Source organism: Bacillus sp. JFL15 (genome assembly GCF_001184225.1).
Classification (GTDB): domain Bacteria; phylum Bacillota; class Bacilli; order Bacillales; family Bacillaceae; genus Bacillus; species Bacillus siamensis.
Map to the genome: position 1 here is coordinate 1,658,937 of NZ_KQ236689.1, position 19,492 is coordinate 1,678,428.

The following is a 19,492-nucleotide window of genomic DNA, read 5'->3' on the forward strand; positions in this document are numbered from 1 at the left end:
GGTTGTATTGGAATGATTTTCTATGGTACTATTGAACATAGTTGTGCTTACTGTGGGAGGAGGTAAGGAATGAATCGGGTCTTCCGTAATACCATTTTTTATTTACTTATTTTATTAGTAGTAATCGGGGTTGTGAGTTACTTCCAGACTTCAAACCCGAAAACAGAAAATATGTCGTACAGTACGTTTATCAAGAACCTCGATGAAGGGAAAGTTGATAGCGTATCGGTTCAGCCTGTCAGAGGTGTTTATGAGGTAAAAGGACAGCTGAAAAAATACGACAAAGACCAGTACTTTTTAACACATGTTCCTGAAGGAAAAGGAGCAGACCAGATATTTGACGCACTTAAAAAGACGGACGTAAAAGTTGATCCCGCACAGGAAACAAGCGGGTGGGTGACGTTCTTAACGACGATCATTCCGTTTGTCATCATCTTTATTCTGTTTTTCTTCCTGCTCAATCAGGCTCAGGGCGGCGGAAGCCGTGTCATGAACTTCGGAAAGAGCAAAGCGAAGCTGTATACGGAAGAAAAGAAACGCGTGAAGTTTAAAGATGTAGCCGGCGCGGATGAGGAGAAGCAGGAGCTTGTTGAGGTTGTTGAGTTTCTGAAAGATCCCCGCAAATTCGCCGAGCTTGGCGCCAGAATTCCTAAAGGCGTGCTGCTGGTCGGACCTCCGGGAACCGGTAAGACATTGCTTGCGAGAGCCTCAGCCGGTGAAGCCGGCGTTCCTTTCTTCAGCATCAGCGGATCTGACTTCGTTGAAATGTTTGTCGGTGTCGGTGCTTCCCGTGTGCGTGACTTATTCGAAAATGCGAAAAAGAATGCGCCTTGCCTGATCTTCATTGATGAGATCGACGCGGTAGGACGTCAGCGCGGCGCCGGTCTTGGCGGCGGGCATGATGAACGCGAACAGACGCTGAACCAGCTGCTTGTTGAGATGGACGGTTTCAGTGCGAATGAAGGAATCATTATTATCGCTGCGACAAACCGTGCGGACATTCTTGACCCTGCATTGCTCCGTCCGGGACGTTTTGACCGTCAGATTACGGTAGACCGTCCGGATGTCATCGGCCGTGAAGCCGTATTGCAGGTCCATGCGAGAAACAAACCGCTTGATGAGACGGTGAACTTAAAAGCAATCGCTTCAAGAACACCTGGTTTCTCAGGCGCAGATTTAGAAAACCTTCTTAACGAAGCGGCACTTGTTGCTGCCCGTCAAAACAAGAAGAAAATTGATATGCGCGACATTGATGAAGCAACGGACCGTGTCATTGCGGGTCCTGCGAAGAAGAGCCGCGTCATCTCGAAAAAAGAACGCAATATCGTGGCATACCACGAGGGTGGTCACACCGTTATCGGGCTTGTGCTGGATGAAGCCGATATGGTTCATAAAGTAACGATCGTTCCGAGGGGGCAGGCAGGCGGATACGCGGTCATGCTTCCGAGAGAAGACCGCTACTTCCAGACAAAACCTGAGCTTCTCGACAAAATTGTCGGTCTTCTGGGCGGACGCGTTGCCGAAGAAATTATTTTCGGCGAAGTCAGCACCGGGGCTCACAATGACTTCCAGCGGGCAACGAACATTGCCAGAAGAATGGTGACGGAGTTCGGTATGTCAGAAAAACTCGGACCGCTCCAGTTCGGTCAATCTCAAGGCGGTCAAGTATTCCTGGGCCGGGATTTCAACAACGAGCAAAACTACAGTGATCAGATCGCTTACGAAATCGATCAGGAAATTCAGCGCATCATTAAAGAATGTTATGAGCGTGCGAAAACCATCCTGACTGAAAATCGCGATAAGCTTGAATTGATTGCTCAGACATTGCTAGATGTGGAAACATTAGATGCGGAACAAATCAAGCATCTCGTGGATCATGGAAAACTCCCAGAGCGCAATTTCTCAGATGACCATCTTCAAAAAGACGATGTGAAAGTAAACATTCTGTCTAAAACAGAAGACGAAAAGAAAGACGAACCGAAAGAATAGTTCGCTTTCCGATATGAAAACCGCCGGCTTATACCGGCGGTTTTTTTACTGGTTCCGTTTTGTTTACAAAAGAGCCGCAGATCGTGTATGGTATTGTAGAATGTTGAAAAAGTTATGATTAGAAACTATTCAAAAGTGGTGATAGAGGTTGTTACTGGTTATAGATGTGGGGAACACCAACACCGTGATTGGTGTATATCATGATGGTGAATTAGAATATCATTGGCGTGTAGAAACGAGCAGACACAAAACAGAAGACGAATTCGGCATGCTGCTCCGCTCCTTATTTGAACATTCCGGACTCATGTTTGAACAGATCGAAGGAATTATCATCTCATCCGTGGTGCCGCCGATTATGTTCTCTTTAGAAAGAATGTGCACAAAATACTTTCACATCGAGCCGCAAGTTGTCGGCCCGGGGATGAAAACAGGTTTAAATATAAAATATGACAATCCGAAAGAAGTGGGAGCAGACAGGATTGTCAATGCCGTTGCGGCGATTCATCAGTATGGCGGCCCCTTAATTGTCGTTGACTTCGGAACGGCGACGACGTATTGCTACATTGATGAAAACAAACAATATATGGGCGGCGCGATAGCTCCCGGCATTACGATTTCAACGGAAGCGCTGTACTCGCGCGCGGCCAAGCTTCCGAGAATTGAAATCGCCCGACCGGACAATATCATCGGCAAAAACACGGTAAGCGCCATGCAGTCCGGCATCCTTTTCGGCTATGTCGGACAAGTTGAAGGCATTGTCAAGCGGATGAAATGGCAGGCCAAACAAGAACCGAAAGTCATTGCGACAGGCGGTCTTGCCTCATTAATCGCAAATGAATCAGACTGTATTGATGTTGTTGACCCGTTTCTTACTTTAAAAGGGCTGGAAATCATTTATGAGCGAAATCGCGTGGGTCACGTATAGGAGGTAAACGATGGATTATTTAATTAAAGCAATTGCATATGACGGTAAAGTTCGGGCTTATGCAGCCAGAACGACTGATATGGTAAATGAAGCGCAAAGAAGGCATGACACATGGCCGACGGCATCAGCCGCAATCGGCCGGACGATGACAGCGTCTCTGATGCTCGGAGCGATGATGAAGGGTGAAGATAAGCTGACCGTCAAAATAGAAGGCGGCGGGCCGATCGGCGCCATCATCGCAGATGCGAATGCAAAGGGCGAAGTCAGAGCATACGTAACAAATCCGCACGTTCACTTTGACCTCAATGAACAGGGGAAACTGGATGTGAGACGGGCGGTAGGAACGGATGGAACACTTAGTGTCGTAAAAGATTTAGGCTTGCGTGATTATTTTACGGGACAAGTAGAAATTGTCTCAGGTGAACTCGGTGACGACTTCACATACTACCTTGTTTCTTCTGAACAAGTCCCTTCATCTGTCGGTGTAGGAGTGCTTGTGAATCCTGATAACACGATTCTCGCTGCCGGCGGGTTCATTATTCAGCTTCTTCCGGGGACTGATGAAGAAACCATTTCAACAATTGAAAAGCAATTATCTCAAATCGAACCGATTTCAAAATTGATTCAAAAAGGCCTGACGCCGGAAGAAATTTTAGAAGAAGTACTGGGCCAGAAACCGGACGTACTTGAGAATATGCCGGTCAAATTTCACTGTTCTTGTTCTAAAGATCGTTTCGAAGCAGCCATTTTAGGACTAGGCAAAAAAGAAATACAAGATATGATAGAAGAAGACGGAAAAGCCGAAGCGGTTTGCCATTTTTGTAATGAGAAATATTTATTTACAAAAGAAGAACTGGAAGAGCTTCGTGACGAAACAACCCGCTAGCTCTTTAGCGGGTTGTTCTATTTTAAAAAAGGGATGGGGTAGATTTTGAAACCGAGAACACTTTTGACGATTATTGTAGCGGCGCTGTTAGTATGCAGCGCGGCAATCGCGTATCATTTAACAAAATCCCAAGCTGCAGGGTCATCTGAAGAATCCATCGCGACAATCGGTGATAAACATATCACGCGGCAGGACTGGATGAAAAAGATGGAAGACCAATACGGAAAATCAACCTTGGAAGACATGATTAATACACAAGTAGTGGAAGAGCTTGCGAAAAAGAATAAACTCACAGTTTCAAACAGCGAATTGGAACGTGAATTTCTTTTAATCAAAGCGGTGAATAATTCATTTTATGAAGACGATCATATTACGGAAAACGAATGGAAAGACCAGATCCGCTACAACATTCTTCTTGAGGAACTGCTGACGAAGGACATCGATATTTCGGATAAGGAAATGCAATCATTTTATAATAAAAATAAAGAACTGTATCAATTCGATGATTCTTACAGAATCCGGCACATCGTCGTCAAAAGCAAAGAAGAGGCGGACAGGGTGCTTGCTGATTTGAAAGGCGGTTCCAGCTTTGAAGCCGTCGCCGCAGAGCGTTCCACTGACAGATACACGTCTCAGTATGGCGGAGACCTCGGCTTTGTCACGGAAAACCAGGAGAATATCCCGCAGGCATATATCACAGAAGCCAAAAATCTCAAAGAAAATGAATGGTCCGCTGAACCGATTAAAGTTTCTTCAGGATACGCCGTCATTCAGCTGAAAGAAAAGCTTAAGGCGAGAACTTTCTCATATAATGAAGTGAAGAGCCAAATCAGACGTCAGATCGCGATGGATCAATTAGGTGATAAGGCGACAGTCAAAACGCTGTGGAAAGAGGCGGGAGTCTCTTGGTTCTACGGGGAAAAAAGAACTAAATGATTGACAAAAAATTTTGAAATTGATAACTTATATTTATAATACCAATAAATTTAGTCGGAAATTGAGGTGTCCAACATGGTGCGTATTGCAAATTCTATTACTGAACTAATCGGAAATACTCCTATTGTGAAATTGAATCGCCTGACGGATGAAAACAGCGCAGATGTATATCTGAAGCTTGAATACATGAATCCGGGCAGCAGCGTAAAAGACCGTATCGGAGCAGCGATGATTGAAGCGGCTGAAAAAGAAGGCAAATTAAAAGCCGGCGACACAATCATTGAACCGACAAGCGGAAATACAGGAATCGGTCTTGCGATGGTGGCAGCGGCAAAAGGTCTCAGAGCCATTCTCGTTATGCCTGATACGATGAGCATGGAGCGACGCAATCTGCTGCGCGCATACGGAGCAGAGCTTGTGCTGACTCCTGGCGCAGAAGGAATGAAGGGCGCCATTAAAAAGGCGGAGGAGCTTGCAGAGGAACACGGTTATTTTGTGCCTCAGCAATTCAACAATGCGGCAAACCCGGAAATTCACCGCCAAACGACTGGGAAAGAAATTGTCGAACAGTTTGGAGACGACCAGCTTGATGCGTTCGTGGCCGGTATCGGGACGGGCGGAACCATCACGGGAGCGGGTGAAGTGCTGAAAGAAGCATATCCATCCATCAAAATCTATGCGGTAGAGCCGGCGGATTCTCCAGTTCTTTCTGGCGGAAAACCGGGTCCGCATAAAATCCAGGGTATCGGAGCGGGTTTTGTCCCTGAAACATTGAATACAGACATCTATGATCAGATCATTCCCGTCAAAAATGAGGATGCATTTGAATATGCCCGTAAAACGGCAAAAGAAGAAGGGATTCTCGGCGGTATTTCTTCCGGAGCGGCCATTTACGCGGCGCTGGAAATCGCGAAAAAACTGGGTAAAGGCAAGAAAGTGCTTGCGATCATCCCTAGTAATGGAGAACGTTACTTAAGCACCCCGCTTTATCAGTTTGAATAGAGACATACACACGGCTCCCGGCTGTATCCGGGAGTTTTTTTGTGCCTGAAGCATCGAAAATCCAAAAAACGTTTCGAATTTTATGGTTGGAAGAGAAATTCACTTTTTTCACCAGTATGATTGCTTTAAAATAAAACTACAGAAAAACGAAGCAGAGGATTGATAAGATGGCACAACGCAGACCGGCAGGAAGAAAGATACCTTTTACGAAGCAAGCATTTTTACAGCAATATGAGAACCTTTCGAAATCGAGAAAACGGCATGTTCTGCTCGAAAGCGCGAGAGGGGGAAGATTCAGTATAGCCGGTCTAGATCCGATTGCGTCCGTCAGAGGGAAAGACGGAATCACAACGATCAAGCATGAAGGGGAAACACTGTTTAAAGAAGGTGACCCGCTGCGGGCTTTTCATGATTGGTTTGAGACGCTTGGGACGGAAACAAACGATGAGTTCCCGGATTTTCAAGGCGGCGCGATTGGATTTATCAGTTACGACTATGCCCGATACATTGAGAATTTTAAAATGCTGTCTTTAGATGATTTGGAAACACCTGATATATACTTTCTCGTTTTTGATGATGTCGCCGTTTACGACCATGAGGCTGAGGCGTTATGGCTCATTACCCATACCGAAGCGGAAGAAGCCGGGCTTGCGGAAGCAAAGCTGTCCAGTCTCGAGGATATGTGGCGCTCCCGTCAAACGCGGGACGAGCCTTTTTCTCCGCTGAGCCGGGAAGGAGACGGATCGTATGCCGCTCCGTTCACTGAAGAAGGATTTTCACAGGCCGTAGAACAAATTAAGCAATATATCGCGAGCGGCGATGTGTTTCAGGTTAATCTGTCCATCAGGCAATCCCAATCCTTATCCGTTCACCCGTATGAGGTGTATAAACATTTGAGAAACGTCAACCCGTCTCCTTACATGGCTTATCTTGAGACACCGGGTTTTCAAGTGATATGCGGGTCGCCGGAGCTATTGGTGACGAAAAAGGGGAAGAAGCTTGAAACAAGACCGATCGCGGGTACGCGTTCAAGAGGAAAAGACGATGCAGAAGACAAGGCGCTGGCTGATGAATTAATTCACAACGAGAAAGAACGTGCGGAACACGTCATGCTTGTTGATCTGGAGCGCAATGATCTCGGCCGCGTATCGCGCTACGGCTCCGTGCGGGTTAACGAGTTTATGGCGATCGAAAAATATTCGCACGTCATGCATATCGTGTCAAATGTACAGGGGGAGCTGCAGGACGGATATGACGCGACAGACATTATTCATGCGGTTTTCCCGGGTGGCACCATCACCGGAGCACCCAAAGTGAGAACGATGGAAATTATAGAAGAGCTTGAGCCGACAAGACGGGGGCTTTATACTGGATCTATAGGCTGGTTCGGATTCAACGGAGATTTGCAATTTAACATTGTGATCCGGACGATCTATGCAGCCGGCGGACATGCTTTTATGCAGTCCGGAGCAGGAGTGGTCATTGACTCGGTTCCGAAGCACGAATACAAGGAATCGTTCAAAAAAGCTTTTGCCATGAAAAAGGCGTTAGAGCTGAGCGAAGAAGAGACAAAAAATTAGATGAGGTGAGCAGAGATGATTTTAATGATTGACAATTATGATTCATTTACGTACAACTTGGTTCAATATTTGGGTGAGCTGGGGGAGGAACTGATCGTCAGACGGAATGACGGGATTACGATTGAAGAGATAGAAGAGCTGGCGCCGGATTTCTTGATGATTTCACCTGGGCCGTGCAGTCCGGATGAAGCGGGAATCAGCCTCGAGGCCATCAAACACTTTGCCGGCAGCATTCCTATTTTCGGCGTATGTCTCGGACATCAGTCGATCGCACAAGTGTTCGGAGGAGATGTCGTCAGAGCGGAGCGGCTCATGCACGGCAAAACGTCAGACATTATGCATGACGGACAGACGATTTTTAAAGGCCTGCAAAATCCGCTGGTCGCCACCCGGTACCACTCGCTTATTGTCAAAGCGGACACATTGCCTGACTGCTTTACGGTATCCGCTCAAACCAAAGAAGGAGAAATTATGGCAATCCGCCATAATGAGCTGCCTGTTGAAGGTGTTCAGTTCCATCCGGAATCCATCATGACCTCCTTCGGCAAAGAGATGCTCAGAAACTTTATTGAGACACACCGCAAGAAGGAAGTGACGGTGTGATTATATATTTGAATGGTCAATATATAGAGGAGAAAGAAGCGGCGCTTTCTCCTTTTGACCATGGTTATCTGTACGGGATCGGCGCGTTCGAGACGTTCAGGCTTTACAACGGCCGGCCGTTTTTGCCGGATGTGCATGTCGCCAGGCTCAACAGGGCGCTTCGGGATTTGCAGATTGCGTATGAGGTGAATAAACAGGAGCTGCTTGATATGCTTGCAAGCCTGTTGCACCTCAATGACATCAAGGACGGCAGCGCGCGTGTCCGGCTTAACGTCTCGGCAGGCGTCAGCGATAAAGGATTTACTGCCCAGACTTATGACAAGCCGACCGTCCTTTGTTTCGTCAGCCGGCTTAATCCGGAAGCTTTGCCTCTTGAAAAAGAAGGCAAACTTCTCTCTGTCCGGAGAAATACGCCTGAAGGATCTTTTCGGTTAAAATCCCATCACTATTTAAACAATATGTATGCTAAACAAGAAATCGGCAATGATCCGAATCTTGAAGGGATTTTCCTGACCCGAGAAGGAGATGTCGCGGAAGGCATTGTCTCCAATGTGTTTTGGCGAAAAGGAGACAAGGTCTTTACGCCATCCTTGGATACAGGCATTCTCGACGGGGTAACGAGACAGTTTGTCATTGATGAATTGAAACGGCAGGGGACAGAGGTTGCCGAAGGCCGATTCCGTTTTCAATCAATGCTTGAAGCGGATGAAGCGTGGATGACAAACTCCGTGCTTGAAATTATCCCGTTTTCTAAAATAGAGGAAGTGCCGCTGCCCGGAGTGAGCGGAAAAACGGTGCAATTGCTCCGTAAGCAGTATCAGCAGGAAATAAACAAAATGAATGTAAAGGAGGAGGAACAAAATGGCGCAGCAAACGATTGAACAGCCTAAACTGATTCATACAAAAAAAGGCGCTTTGTCCTATAAAGAGAAGACACTCGTTATGGGAATTTTAAATGTAACGCCAGACTCCTTCTCTGACGGCGGAAAATACGACAGTACGGAAAGAGCGCTTCTGCATGCGGCGAAGATGGCTGAAGAAGGGGCGCATATCATAGATATCGGCGGCGAATCGACAAGGCCCGGCGCATCACTCGTGTCGGCTGATGAAGAACTGTCGCGTGTAATCCCCGCCATAGAACGGATCACAAGCGAACTGGACGTTCCGATTTCAATTGATACGTACAAAGCGTCCGTGGCAGACGAAGCGGTGAAAGCGGGCGCCTCTATCATCAATGATATCTGGGGGGCGAAAGGTGACCCTGACATGGCGCCGGTAGCAGCCAAACACGGAGTTCCGATTATCTTAATGCATAATCGAAAAGAAAGAAATTATAACGATCTTATTCCTGATATGCTTGCAGACTTAATGGAAAGCGTAAAAATTGCCGCGGATGCCGGCGTTTCAGATGAAAATATGATTCTGGATCCGGGGATCGGCTTTGCGAAAAACTATGAGGACAATCTGGCTGTCATGAACAAGCTGGAAGTGTTCAGCGGGTTAGGTTATCCGCTGCTTCTGGCGACATCAAGAAAAAGATTCATCGGCCATGTGCTTGACCTCCCTCCTGAGGAACGTGCCGAGGGGACAGGGGCGACAGTATGCCTTGGCGTTCAGAAAGGCTGCGACATTGTGAGGGTGCATGATGTCAAAGAGATCGCAAGAATGACTAAGATGATGGATGCTATGTTGAACAAAGGAGGCGCGCATTATGGATAAAGTATATGTAGAAGGTATGGAGTTTTACGGATATCACGGTGTGTTCGAAGAAGAAAACAAACTCGGCCAGCGTTTCAAAGTAGACCTGACTGCCGAACTGGACTTGAGCAAAGCGGGACAAACAGATGACCTTTCTTACACGATTAACTATGCGGAGCTGTACAGTGTCTGCCGCGGCATCGTTGAGGGCGAACCCGTCAATTTGGTCGAGACGCTTGCGGAGCGGATCGCAGACACCGTTCTTAAGAAATTTGAGCCGGTGCGGCAATGTACGGTAAAGGTTGTTAAGCCTGATCCGCCGATTCCCGGCCATTATAAATCAGTAGCCATAGAAATGACGAGAAAGAAATCATGAACAACACGGCATATATCGGTCTCGGGTCCAACATGGGCGACCGTGAACGTTACTTGCGGCGCGCAGTGGCCATGCTCAGCCGGCATGATGGCGTGACGGTGTCAAAGGTATCCTCCATATATGAAACAGATCCCGTGGGTTACGAAGATCAAGATCAGTTTCTCAATATGGCCGTTGAAGTGAAGACGTCATTGACTCCTTTCGAACTTCTTGACGTGACGCAGAGCATTGAAGCTGAATTAGGCAGAACGAGAGAAATCCGCTGGGGGCCGCGAACGGCAGACCTTGACATTTTGCTGTATAATCGTGAAAATATTGAAACAGAGCGGCTGGTTGTTCCGCATCCGAGAATGTACGAGCGCTTATTTGTCCTTGCGCCGTTAAAAGAAATTTGTCCGCATGCGGATCATATCACGATAAGCGATGAAACAAACCAAGAAGGTGTAAGCGTATGGAAGCAGAAATCTGGGGTAGACGAATTCGTGCATTCAGAAAGCTGAAGGGGTATACTCAAGAAGGGTTTGCAAAAGCGATAGGTATTTCAGTTTCCATTCTCGGCGAGATTGAACGCGGAAACCGTTTGCCGTCAGCTTCGATCATTCGTGACGCTGCTGATGCTTTAAATATAAGCGCGGAAGAATTGGCTCCGCCTGAAAATGCAGGAAAGGAGGACGAATAGTGTTTAAAATCGGTGATATTGAATTAAAAAACAGAGTGGTTCTTGCTCCGATGGCCGGAGTCTGCAACGCCGCATTCCGTCTTACCGTTAAAGAATTCGGAGCGGGACTCGTATGTGCGGAAATGGTCAGTGACAAAGCCATTCTGTACAACAACGCGAAAACAATGGGAATGCTCTACATCGAGGAGAGAGAAAAACCTCTCAGCCTGCAGATTTTCGGAGGGAAGAAAGAAACCCTTGTAGAAGCGGCTAAGTTTGTCGATCAAAATACGACGGCTGATATTATTGATATTAACATGGGATGCCCTGTGCCGAAGATTACAAAATGCGACGCGGGAGCAAAATGGCTTCTCGATCCGAATAAAATTTATGAAATGGTATCCGCAGTAGTAGATGCTGTTGATAAGCCCGTCACGGTGAAGATGAGAATGGGCTGGGATGAAGATCACATTTATGCCGTGAAAAACGCCCAGGCTGTTGAGCGCGCCGGCGGAAAAGCTATTGCGATGCACGGACGCACAAGAGTGCAAATGTATGAAGGCACTGCGAACTGGGATATCATTAAAGAAGTAAAGCAATCCGTCTCTATTCCTGTCATCGGAAACGGCGATGTCAAAACGCCTCAGGACGCGAAACGCATGCTCGAGGAAACCGGTGTTGACGGCGTCATGATCGGCCGTGCCGCACTCGGCAACCCGTGGATGATTTATCGTACAGTTCAGTACCTTGAAACTGGTGAGTTAAAAGACGAACCGAAAGTCCGTGAAAAAATGTCAGTATGCAAACTGCACCTTGACCGCCTGATTAACTTAAAAGGTGAAAAGGTAGCGGTAAGAGAAATGAGAAAGCACGCTGCATGGTATTTGAAAGGCGTAAAAGGCAATGCGAATGTTCGCAATGAAATCAATCAATGTGAGACAAGAGAAGAGTTTGTACAGCTTTTAGATGCATTTACGGTTGAAGTTGAGACGAAAGAACTTCAAAACGCAAAAGTAGGATAATACTCACCTCTATTTGCTGCTCACTGCTAGTTTTGTGCTGGCAGTTTTTCTGCTTTTTTCATGAAACAATATCTGTAATGGAGTGATAACAATGAGTCAAGAAGAGCAAAATCATGAGGAATTGAACGACCAGCTGCAAGTCAGACGCGATAAAATGAACCAGCTGAGAGAAAACGGCATTGATCCTTTCGGCGAACGCTTCGAGAGAACACATCAATCTCAGCAGATCATTGACGCCTACCAAGAGCTTTCTAAAGAAGAACTGGAAGAAAAAGCGATTGAAGTTACCATTGCAGGCCGTATGATGACAAAGCGCGGTAAAGGAAAAGCCGGCTTTGCCCATCTGCAGGACTTAGAGGGTCAAATTCAAATTTACGTAAGAAAAGACAGTGTCGGCGAAGAACAATATGAAATCTTTAAATCTTCAGACCTCGGAGACGTTATCGGCATCACCGGGAAAGTTTTCAAAACAAACGTAGGTGAGCTGTCTGTCAAAGCGACATCTTTTGAATTGCTGACAAAAGCACTGCGTCCTCTTCCTGATAAATATCATGGATTAAAAGATGTTGAACAGCGTTACCGTCAGCGCTATCTTGACCTGATCGTAAACCCTGACAGCAAACAAACGTTTATCACACGCAGCAAAATCATCCAAGCGATGAGAAGATACTTAGATGACCATGGATACTTAGAAGTCGAAACACCTACAATGCACAGCATACCGGGAGGAGCGTCTGCGCGCCCGTTCATCACGCATCATAATGCGCTGGATATGCCTCTTTATATGCGTATTGCGATTGAGCTTCATCTGAAACGCCTGATTGTCGGCGGGCTGGAAAAAGTCTACGAAATCGGACGCGTGTTCCGTAATGAAGGTGTTTCTACACGCCACAACCCTGAATTCACGATGATCGAACTGTATGAAGCGTACGCCGATTATAAGGACATTATGAGCCTGACGGAAAACCTCGTTGCACATATTGCGCAGGAAGTGCTGGGAAGCACCACAATCCAGTACGGTGAAGAGCAGATTGATCTGAAACCTGAATGGAAACGACTCCATATGGTAGATGCGGTCAAAGAAGCTACAGGCGTAGATTTCTGGAATGAGATGACTGTTGAAGAAGCCCGCGGCCATGCAAAAGAACATGGTATCGAGATCACAAACTCAATGACGGTGGGCCATATCATCAATGAATTCTTCGAACAAAAAATTGAAGAAACACTCATTCAGCCTACATTTATTTACGGCCACCCTGTAGAGATTTCGCCTCTTGCTAAGAAAAATCCTGAGGATCCGCGCTTTACAGACCGTTTTGAGCTGTTTATCGTCGGCCGTGAGCACGCTAACGCATTTACGGAGCTGAATGACCCTATCGACCAAAGAGAACGTTTTGAAGCGCAATTAAAAGAAAGAGAAGAAGGAAACGATGAAGCGCATATGATGGATGAAGACTTCGTTGAAGCTCTTGAGTACGGCATGCCGCCGACCGGAGGATTAGGTATCGGCATCGACCGACTTGTCATGCTGTTAACAAATGCTCCATCTATCAGAGACGTTTTATTATTCCCTCAAATGAGACATCGCTAATAAAAGGAAAGGCGCCGTTTCTGCATATCGCAGTACGGCGCTTTTTTATAAACAAGCCGTTCATAAAGCTTTTTTTATTTTCTTTTAAAAAACTATTGCACTATTATTTGTGAGGTGGTATATTATTATTCGTTGCCGCTAAACAAGGCGCCGACGAAAAAAAGAAATTTAAAAAGTTATTGACTTCAAGAGATTGATAAGATATAATAATAAAGTCGCTTGAACGAAAGACAAAATGATCTTTGAAAACTAAACAAGACAAAACGTACCTGTTAATTCAAAGTTTTAAATAAATCGCACAGCGATGTGCGTAGTCAGTCAAACTAAGGTCTGCATGATGCAGATCACACAGATGTTACTGCAGGATGCAGTGACATCTGTGTGATCCATTTATCGGAGAGTTTGATCCTGGCTCAGGACGAACGCTGGCGGCGTGCCTAATACATGCAAGTCGAGCGGACAGATGGGAGCTTGCTCCCTGATGTTAGCGGCGGACGGGTGAGTAACACGTGGGTAACCTGCCTGTAAGACTGGGATAACTCCGGGAAACCGGGGCTAATACCGGATGGTTGTTTGAACCGCATGGTTCAGACATAAAAGGTGGCTTCGGCTACCACTTACAGATGGACCCGCGGCGCATTAGCTAGTTGGTGAGGTAACGGCTCACCAAGGCGACGATGCGTAGCCGACCTGAGAGGGTGATCGGCCACACTGGGACTGAGACACGGCCCAGACTCCTACGGGAGGCAGCAGTAGGGAATCTTCCGCAATGGACGAAAGTCTGACGGAGCAACGCCGCGTGAGTGATGAAGGTTTTCGGATCGTAAAGCTCTGTTGTTAGGGAAGAACAAGTGCCGTTCAAATAGGGCGGCACCTTGACGGTACCTAACCAGAAAGCCACGGCTAACTACGTGCCAGCAGCCGCGGTAATACGTAGGTGGCAAGCGTTGTCCGGAATTATTGGGCGTAAAGGGCTCGCAGGCGGTTTCTTAAGTCTGATGTGAAAGCCCCCGGCTCAACCGGGGAGGGTCATTGGAAACTGGGGAACTTGAGTGCAGAAGAGGAGAGTGGAATTCCACGTGTAGCGGTGAAATGCGTAGAGATGTGGAGGAACACCAGTGGCGAAGGCGACTCTCTGGTCTGTAACTGACGCTGAGGAGCGAAAGCGTGGGGAGCGAACAGGATTAGATACCCTGGTAGTCCACGCCGTAAACGATGAGTGCTAAGTGTTAGGGGGTTTCCGCCCCTTAGTGCTGCAGCTAACGCATTAAGCACTCCGCCTGGGGAGTACGGTCGCAAGACTGAAACTCAAAGGAATTGACGGGGGCCCGCACAAGCGGTGGAGCATGTGGTTTAATTCGAAGCAACGCGAAGAACCTTACCAGGTCTTGACATCCTCTGACAATCCTAGAGATAGGACGTCCCCTTCGGGGGCAGAGTGACAGGTGGTGCATGGTTGTCGTCAGCTCGTGTCGTGAGATGTTGGGTTAAGTCCCGCAACGAGCGCAACCCTTGATCTTAGTTGCCAGCATTCAGTTGGGCACTCTAAGGTGACTGCCGGTGACAAACCGGAGGAAGGTGGGGATGACGTCAAATCATCATGCCCCTTATGACCTGGGCTACACACGTGCTACAATGGGCAGAACAAAGGGCAGCGAAACCGCGAGGTTAAGCCAATCCCACAAATCTGTTCTCAGTTCGGATCGCAGTCTGCAACTCGACTGCGTGAAGCTGGAATCGCTAGTAATCGCGGATCAGCATGCCGCGGTGAATACGTTCCCGGGCCTTGTACACACCGCCCGTCACACCACGAGAGTTTGTAACACCCGAAGTCGGTGAGGTAACCTTTATGGAGCCAGCCGCCGAAGGTGGGACAGATGATTGGGGTGAAGTCGTAACAAGGTAGCCGTATCGGAAGGTGCGGCTGGATCACCTCCTTTCTAAGGATTTTAACGGAATATAAGACCTTGGGTCTTATAAACAGAACGTTCCCTGTCTTGTTTAGTTTTGAAGGATCATTCGATTCTTCGAGATAATGTTCTTTGAAAACTAGATAACAGAAGTAATTCACATTCAATTGTAATGCAAGAAATCACGTAGTGATTCTTTTTAACGGTTAAGTTAGAAAGGGCGCACGGTGGATGCCTTGGCACTAGGAGCCGATGAAGGACGGGACGAACACCGATATGCTTCGGGGAGCTGTAAGCAAGCTTTGATCCGGAGATTTCCGAATGGGGAAACCCACCACTCGTAATGGAGTGGTATCCATATCTGAATACATAGGATATGAGAAGGCAGACCCGGGGAACTGAAACATCTAAGTACCCGGAGGAAGAGAAAGCAAATGCGATTCCCTGAGTAGCGGCGAGCGAAACGGGATCAGCCCAAACCAAGAGGCTTGCCTCTTGGGGTTGTAGGACACTCTGTACGGAGTTACAAAGGAACGAGGTAGATGAAGAGGTCTGGAAAGGCCCGCCATAGGAGGTAACAGCCCTGTAGTCAAAACTTCGTTCTCTCCAGAGTGGATCCTGAGTACGGCGGAACACGTGAAATTCCGTCGGAATCCGGGAGGACCATCTCCCAAGGCTAAATACTCCCTAGTGACCGATAGTGAACCAGTACCGTGAGGGAAAGGTGAAAAGCACCCCGGAAGGGGAGTGAAATAGATCCTGAAACCGTGTGCCTACAAGTAGTCAGAGCCCGTTAACGGGTGATGGCGTGCCTTTTGTAGAATGAACCGGCGAGTTACGATCCCGTGCAAGGTTAAGCAGAAGATGCGGAGCCGCAGCGAAAGCGAGTCTGAATAGGGCGCATGAGTACGTGGTCGTAGACCCGAAACCAGGTGATCTACCCATGTCCAGGGTGAAGTTCAGGTAACACTGAATGGAGGCCCGAACCCACGCACGTTGAAAAGTGCGGGGATGAGGTGTGGGTAGGGGTGAAATGCCAATCGAACCTGGAGATAGCTGGTTCTCTCCGAAATAGCTTTAGGGCTAGCCTCAAGGTAAGAGTCTCGGAGGTAGAGCACTGATTGGACTAGGGGCCCCTACCGGGTTACCGAATTCAGTCAAACTCCGAATGCCGATGACTTATCCTTGGGAGTCAGACTGCGAGTGATAAGATCCGTAGTCGAAAGGGAAACAGCCCAGACCGCCAGCTAAGGTCCCAAAGTATACGTTAAGTGGAAAAGGATGTGGAGTTGCTTAGACAACCAGGATGTTGGCTTAGAAGCAGCCACCATTTAAAGAGTGCGTAATAGCTCACTGGTCGAGTGACTCTGCGCCGAAAATGTACCGGGGCTAAACGTATCACCGAAGCTGCGGACTGTTCTTCGAACAGTGGTAGGAGAGCGTTCTAAGGGCTGTGAAGCAAGACCGGAAGGACTTGTGGAGCGCTTAGAAGTGAGAATGCCGGTATGAGTAGCGAAAGAGGGGTGAGAATCCCCTCCACCGAATGCCTAAGGTTTCCTGAGGAAGGCTCGTCCGCTCAGGGTTAGTCGGGACCTAAGCCGAGGCCGAAAGGCGTAGGCGATGGATAACAGGTTGATATTCCTGTACCACCTCCTCACCATTTGAGCAATGGGGGGACGCAGGAGGATAGGGTAAGCGCGGTATTGGATATCCGCGTCCAAGCAGTTAGGCTGGGAAATAGGCAAATCCGTTTCCCGTGAAGGCTGAGCTGTGATGGCGAGCGAATTATAGTAGCGAAGTTCCTGATTCCACACTGCCAAGAAAAGCCTCTAGCGAGGTGAGAGGTGCCCGTACCGCAAACCGACACAGGTAGGCGAGGAGAGAATCCTAAGGTGATCGAGAGAACTCTCGTTAAGGAACTCGGCAAAATGACCCCGTAACTTCGGGAGAAGGGGTGCTCTGTTAGGGTGCAAGCCCGAGAGAGCCGCAGTGAATAGGCCCAGGCGACTGTTTAGCAAAAACACAGGTCTCTGCGAAGCCGTAAGGCGAAGTATAGGGGCTGACGCCTGCCCGGTGCTGGAAGGTTAAGAGGAGCGCTTAGCGTAAGCGAAGGTGCGAATTGAAGCCCCAGTAAACGGCGGCCGTAACTATAACGGTCCTAAGGTAGCGAAATTCCTTGTCGGGTAAGTTCCGACCCGCACGAAAGGCGCAACGATCTGGGCACTGTCTCAACGAGAGACTCGGTGAAATTATAGTACCTGTGAAGATGCAGGTTACCCGCGACAGGACGGAAAGACCCCGTGGAGCTTTACTGCAGCCTGATATTGAATGTTGGTACAGCTTGTACAGGATAGGTAGGAGCCTTGGAAACCGGAGCGCCAGCTTCGGTGGAGGCATCGGTGGGATACTACCCTGGCTGTATTGACCTTCTAACCCGCCGCCCTTATCGGGCGGGGAGACAGTGTCAGGTGGGCAGTTTGACTGGGGCGGTCGCCTCCTAAAAGGTAACGGAGGCGCCCAAAGGTTCCCTCAGAATGGTTGGAAATCATTCGCAGAGTGTAAAGGCACAAGGGAGCTTGACTGCGAGACCTACAAGTCGAGCAGGGACGAAAGTCGGGCTTAGTGATCCGGTGGTTCCGCATGGAAGGGCCATCGCTCAACGGATAAAAGCTACCCCGGGGATAACAGGCTTATCTCCCCCAAGAGTCCACATCGACGGGGAGGTTTGGCACCTCGATGTCGGCTCATCGCATCCTGGGGCTGTAGTCGGTCCCAAGGGTTGGGCTGTTCGCCCATTAAAGCGGTACGCGAGCTGGGTTCAGAACGTCGTGAGACAGTTCGGTCCCTATCCGTCGCGGGCGCAGGAAATTTGAGAGGAGCTGTCCTTAGTACGAGAGGACCGGGATGGACGCACCGCTGGTGTACCAGTTGTTCTGCCAAGGGCATCGCTGGGTAGCTATGTGCGGACGGGATAAGTGCTGAAAGCATCTAAGCATGAAGCCCCCCTCAAGATGAGATTTCCCATTCCGCAAGGAAGTAAGATCCCTGAAAGATGATCAGGTTGATAGGTCTGAGGTGGAAGTGTGGCGACACATGGAGCTGACAGATACTAATCGATCGAGGACTTAACCATTTTTGAATGTATGCTTACTGTTATCTAGTTTTGAGAGAACACTCTCAATGGTTTGGTGGCGATAGCGAAGAGGTCACACCCGTTCCCATGCCGAACACGGAAGTTAAGCTCTTCAGCGCCGATGGTAGTCGGGGGTTTCCCCCTGTGAGAGTAGGACGCCGCCAAGCCATTACACGTAAGTGTAATATACGGAGGATTAGCTCAGCTGGGAGAGCATCTGCCTTACAAGCAGAGGGTCGGCGGTTCGAGCCCGTCATCCTCCACCATATTTGCCGGCCTAGCTCAATTGGTAGAGCAACTGACTTGTAATCAGTAGGTTGGGGGTTCAAGTCCTCTGGCCGGCACCATTTTTGGACAAGATAATAACACAAGTCTTTAAAGAGAGCCATTAGCTCAGTTGGTAGAGCATCTGACTTTTAATCAGAGGGTCGAAGGTTCGAGTCCTTCATGGCTCACCATGTTACGCGGGTGTGGCGGAATTGGCAGACGCGCTAGACTTAGGATCTAGTGTCTTATGACGTGGGGGTTCAAGTCCCTTCACCCGCATTATACAGGATAGTTATCCTGTATGCGGAAGTAGTTCAGTGGTAGAACACCACCTTGCCAAGGTGGGGGTCGCGGGTTCGAATCCCGTCTTCCGCTCCAACTATACCATCCACGCCGGGGTGGTGGAATTGGCAGACACACAGGACTTAAAATCCTGCGGTAGGTGACTACCGTGCCGGTTCAAGTCCGGCCCTCGGCATTCATTATTAAGCGCCCGTAGCTCAATTGGATAGAGCGTTTGACTACGGATCAAAAGGTTAGGGGTTCGACTCCTCTCGGGCGCGCCATATTTTTAAAAATCGGGAAGTAGCTCAGCTTGGTAGAGCACATGGTTTGGGACCATGGGGTCGCAGGTTCGAATCCTGTCTTCCCGACCACTTCGGGGCCTTAGCTCAGCTGGGAGAGCGCCTGCTTTGCACGCAGGAGGTCAGCGGTTCGATCCCGCTAGGCTCCACCATTTATTTTTTGAAAAACATGTTGACTTTAAAAGAAACTTATTATACACTTAAAAAGTTGCTTGAGAAAGTGAACAAAATGATCTTTGAAAACTAAACAAGACAAAACGTACCTGTTAATTCAAAGTTTTAAATAAATCGCACAGCGATGTGCGTAGTCAGTCAAACTACTTTATCGGAGA

At 48.2% G+C, this 19,492-nt stretch carries 14 protein-coding genes, 9 tRNA genes and 3 rRNA genes; all 26 read left to right on the top strand.

Features of this window, described 5'->3' with window-relative positions; all coding sequences use genetic code 11:
* Positions 1-69 precede the first annotated feature (69 nt).
* The 26 genes from ftsH (at position 70) to AD710_RS08445 (ending at position 19,312) form a co-directional block, all read left to right on the top strand.
* Positions 70-1,989 carry an ATP-dependent zinc metalloprotease FtsH gene (gene ftsH / locus AD710_RS08320; protein ID WP_049627774.1) on the top strand — a complete coding sequence of 640 codons (1,920 nt, stop codon included), beginning with the start codon at positions 70-72 and terminating at the stop codon, positions 1,987-1,989.
* A 148-nt stretch (positions 1,990-2,137) separates the two neighbouring features.
* Positions 2,138-2,914: a type III pantothenate kinase gene (locus AD710_RS08325; protein WP_016936538.1), complete on the top strand. Its 777-nt coding sequence runs from the start codon at positions 2,138-2,140 to the stop codon at positions 2,912-2,914.
* A 10-nt stretch (positions 2,915-2,924) separates the two neighbouring features.
* Positions 2,925-3,800: an Hsp33 family molecular chaperone HslO gene (gene hslO / locus AD710_RS08330; protein ID WP_016936539.1), complete on the top strand. Its 876-nt coding sequence runs from the start codon at positions 2,925-2,927 to the stop codon at positions 3,798-3,800.
* Positions 3,801-3,845: 45 nt separating this feature from the next.
* Complete coding sequence (locus AD710_RS08335; RefSeq protein ID WP_049627775.1) at positions 3,846-4,736, top strand: peptidyl-prolyl cis-trans isomerase; 891 nt, start codon at positions 3,846-3,848, stop codon at positions 4,734-4,736.
* Positions 4,737-4,811: 75 nt separating this feature from the next.
* The gene (gene cysK, locus AD710_RS08340) at positions 4,812-5,738 is read left to right on the top strand and encodes a cysteine synthase A (protein ID WP_004264603.1); all 927 of its coding nucleotides are present in this window, start codon (positions 4,812-4,814) and stop codon (positions 5,736-5,738) included.
* Between the two features lie 167 nt (positions 5,739-5,905).
* Positions 5,906-7,318 (top strand): aminodeoxychorismate synthase, component I, encoded by a 1,413-nt coding sequence (gene pabB, locus AD710_RS08345; protein ID WP_049627776.1) that lies wholly within the window; start codon positions 5,906-5,908, stop codon positions 7,316-7,318.
* Between the two features lie 15 nt (positions 7,319-7,333).
* Positions 7,334-7,921, top strand: a complete 588-nt coding sequence (gene pabA, locus AD710_RS08350) for an aminodeoxychorismate/anthranilate synthase component II (protein WP_016936542.1) — start codon at positions 7,334-7,336, stop codon at positions 7,919-7,921.
* The gene (gene pabC, locus AD710_RS08355) at positions 7,918-8,802 is read left to right on the top strand and encodes an aminodeoxychorismate lyase (RefSeq protein WP_049627777.1); all 885 of its coding nucleotides are present in this window, start codon (positions 7,918-7,920) and stop codon (positions 8,800-8,802) included. The genes pabA and pabC overlap by 4 nt, the downstream gene beginning before the upstream one ends.
* Complete coding sequence (gene folP / locus AD710_RS08360; RefSeq protein ID WP_016936544.1) at positions 8,783-9,640, top strand: dihydropteroate synthase; 858 nt, start codon at positions 8,783-8,785, stop codon at positions 9,638-9,640. The genes pabC and folP overlap by 20 nt, the downstream gene beginning before the upstream one ends.
* Positions 9,633-9,995: a dihydroneopterin aldolase gene (gene folB, locus AD710_RS08365; RefSeq protein WP_016936545.1), complete on the top strand. Its 363-nt coding sequence runs from the start codon at positions 9,633-9,635 to the stop codon at positions 9,993-9,995. Before folP ends, folB begins: the two co-directional genes overlap by 8 nt.
* Positions 9,992-10,495 carry a 2-amino-4-hydroxy-6-hydroxymethyldihydropteridine diphosphokinase gene (gene folK, locus AD710_RS08370; RefSeq protein WP_016936546.1) on the top strand — a complete coding sequence of 168 codons (504 nt, stop codon included), beginning with the start codon at positions 9,992-9,994 and terminating at the stop codon, positions 10,493-10,495. The genes folB and folK overlap by 4 nt, the downstream gene beginning before the upstream one ends.
* Positions 10,447-10,674, top strand: a complete 228-nt coding sequence (locus AD710_RS08375; RefSeq protein WP_016936547.1) for a helix-turn-helix domain-containing protein — start codon at positions 10,447-10,449, stop codon at positions 10,672-10,674. Before folK ends, AD710_RS08375 begins: the two co-directional genes overlap by 49 nt.
* Complete coding sequence (gene dusB / locus AD710_RS08380) at positions 10,674-11,675, top strand: tRNA dihydrouridine synthase DusB (RefSeq protein ID WP_049627778.1); 1,002 nt, start codon at positions 10,674-10,676, stop codon at positions 11,673-11,675. The genes AD710_RS08375 and dusB overlap by 1 nt, the downstream gene beginning before the upstream one ends.
* A 91-nt stretch (positions 11,676-11,766) precedes the next feature.
* Complete coding sequence (lysS, locus tag AD710_RS08385; RefSeq protein WP_016936549.1) at positions 11,767-13,266, top strand: lysine--tRNA ligase; 1,500 nt, start codon at positions 11,767-11,769, stop codon at positions 13,264-13,266.
* A 390-nt stretch (positions 13,267-13,656) separates the two neighbouring features.
* Positions 13,657-15,206, top strand: a 16S ribosomal RNA gene (locus AD710_RS08390).
* A gap of 174 nt (positions 15,207-15,380) precedes the next feature.
* Positions 15,381-18,309 (top strand): 23S ribosomal RNA (locus AD710_RS08395).
* A 51-nt stretch (positions 18,310-18,360) separates the two neighbouring features.
* Positions 18,361-18,476, top strand: a 5S ribosomal RNA gene (gene rrf, locus AD710_RS08400).
* The 16S, 23S and 5S rRNA genes sit together here with 9 tRNA genes alongside, the layout of an rRNA operon.
* A 23-nt stretch (positions 18,477-18,499) precedes the next feature.
* Positions 18,500-18,575: transfer RNA gene (locus tag AD710_RS08405), tRNA-Val, on the top strand.
* Between the two features lie 5 nt (positions 18,576-18,580).
* Positions 18,581-18,656 (top strand) — tRNA-Thr (locus tag AD710_RS08410).
* 35 nt (positions 18,657-18,691) lie between these two features.
* Positions 18,692-18,767, top strand: a tRNA-Lys gene (locus AD710_RS08415).
* A 6-nt stretch (positions 18,768-18,773) separates the two neighbouring features.
* Positions 18,774-18,855 (top strand) — tRNA-Leu (locus AD710_RS08420).
* A gap of 24 nt (positions 18,856-18,879) precedes the next feature.
* Positions 18,880-18,954: transfer RNA gene (locus tag AD710_RS08425), tRNA-Gly, on the top strand.
* Positions 18,955-18,968: 14 nt separating this feature from the next.
* Positions 18,969-19,054: transfer RNA gene (locus tag AD710_RS08430), tRNA-Leu, on the top strand.
* A gap of 11 nt (positions 19,055-19,065) precedes the next feature.
* A tRNA-Arg gene (locus AD710_RS08435) sits at positions 19,066-19,142 on the top strand.
* A gap of 13 nt (positions 19,143-19,155) precedes the next feature.
* A tRNA-Pro gene (locus tag AD710_RS08440) sits at positions 19,156-19,232 on the top strand.
* 4 nt (positions 19,233-19,236) lie between these two features.
* Positions 19,237-19,312 (top strand) — tRNA-Ala (locus tag AD710_RS08445).
* Positions 19,313-19,492: the final 180 nt, after the last annotated feature.

What these genes read in the sequence shown, in the direction of transcription:
- folK (WP_016936546.1), top strand. Translation starts at nt 9,992, where the DNA reads ATGAACAACACGGCATATATCGGTCTCGGGTCCAACATGGGCGACCGT.
- pabA (WP_016936542.1), top strand. Translation starts at nt 7,334, where the DNA reads ATGATTTTAATGATTGACAATTATGATTCATTTACGTACAACTTGGTT.
- folB (WP_016936545.1), top strand. Translation starts at nt 9,633, where the DNA reads ATGGATAAAGTATATGTAGAAGGTATGGAGTTTTACGGATATCACGGT.
- pabB (WP_049627776.1), top strand. Translation starts at nt 5,906, where the DNA reads ATGGCACAACGCAGACCGGCAGGAAGAAAGATACCTTTTACGAAGCAA.
- hslO (WP_016936539.1), top strand. Translation starts at nt 2,925, where the DNA reads ATGGATTATTTAATTAAAGCAATTGCATATGACGGTAAAGTTCGGGCT.
- ftsH (WP_049627774.1), top strand. Translation starts at nt 70, where the DNA reads ATGAATCGGGTCTTCCGTAATACCATTTTTTATTTACTTATTTTATTA.
- cysK (WP_004264603.1), top strand. Translation starts at nt 4,812, where the DNA reads ATGGTGCGTATTGCAAATTCTATTACTGAACTAATCGGAAATACTCCT.
- lysS (WP_016936549.1), top strand. Translation starts at nt 11,767, where the DNA reads ATGAGTCAAGAAGAGCAAAATCATGAGGAATTGAACGACCAGCTGCAA.
- AD710_RS08375 (WP_016936547.1), top strand. Translation starts at nt 10,447, where the DNA reads ATGGAAGCAGAAATCTGGGGTAGACGAATTCGTGCATTCAGAAAGCTG.
- folP (WP_016936544.1), top strand. Translation starts at nt 8,783, where the DNA reads ATGGCGCAGCAAACGATTGAACAGCCTAAACTGATTCATACAAAAAAA.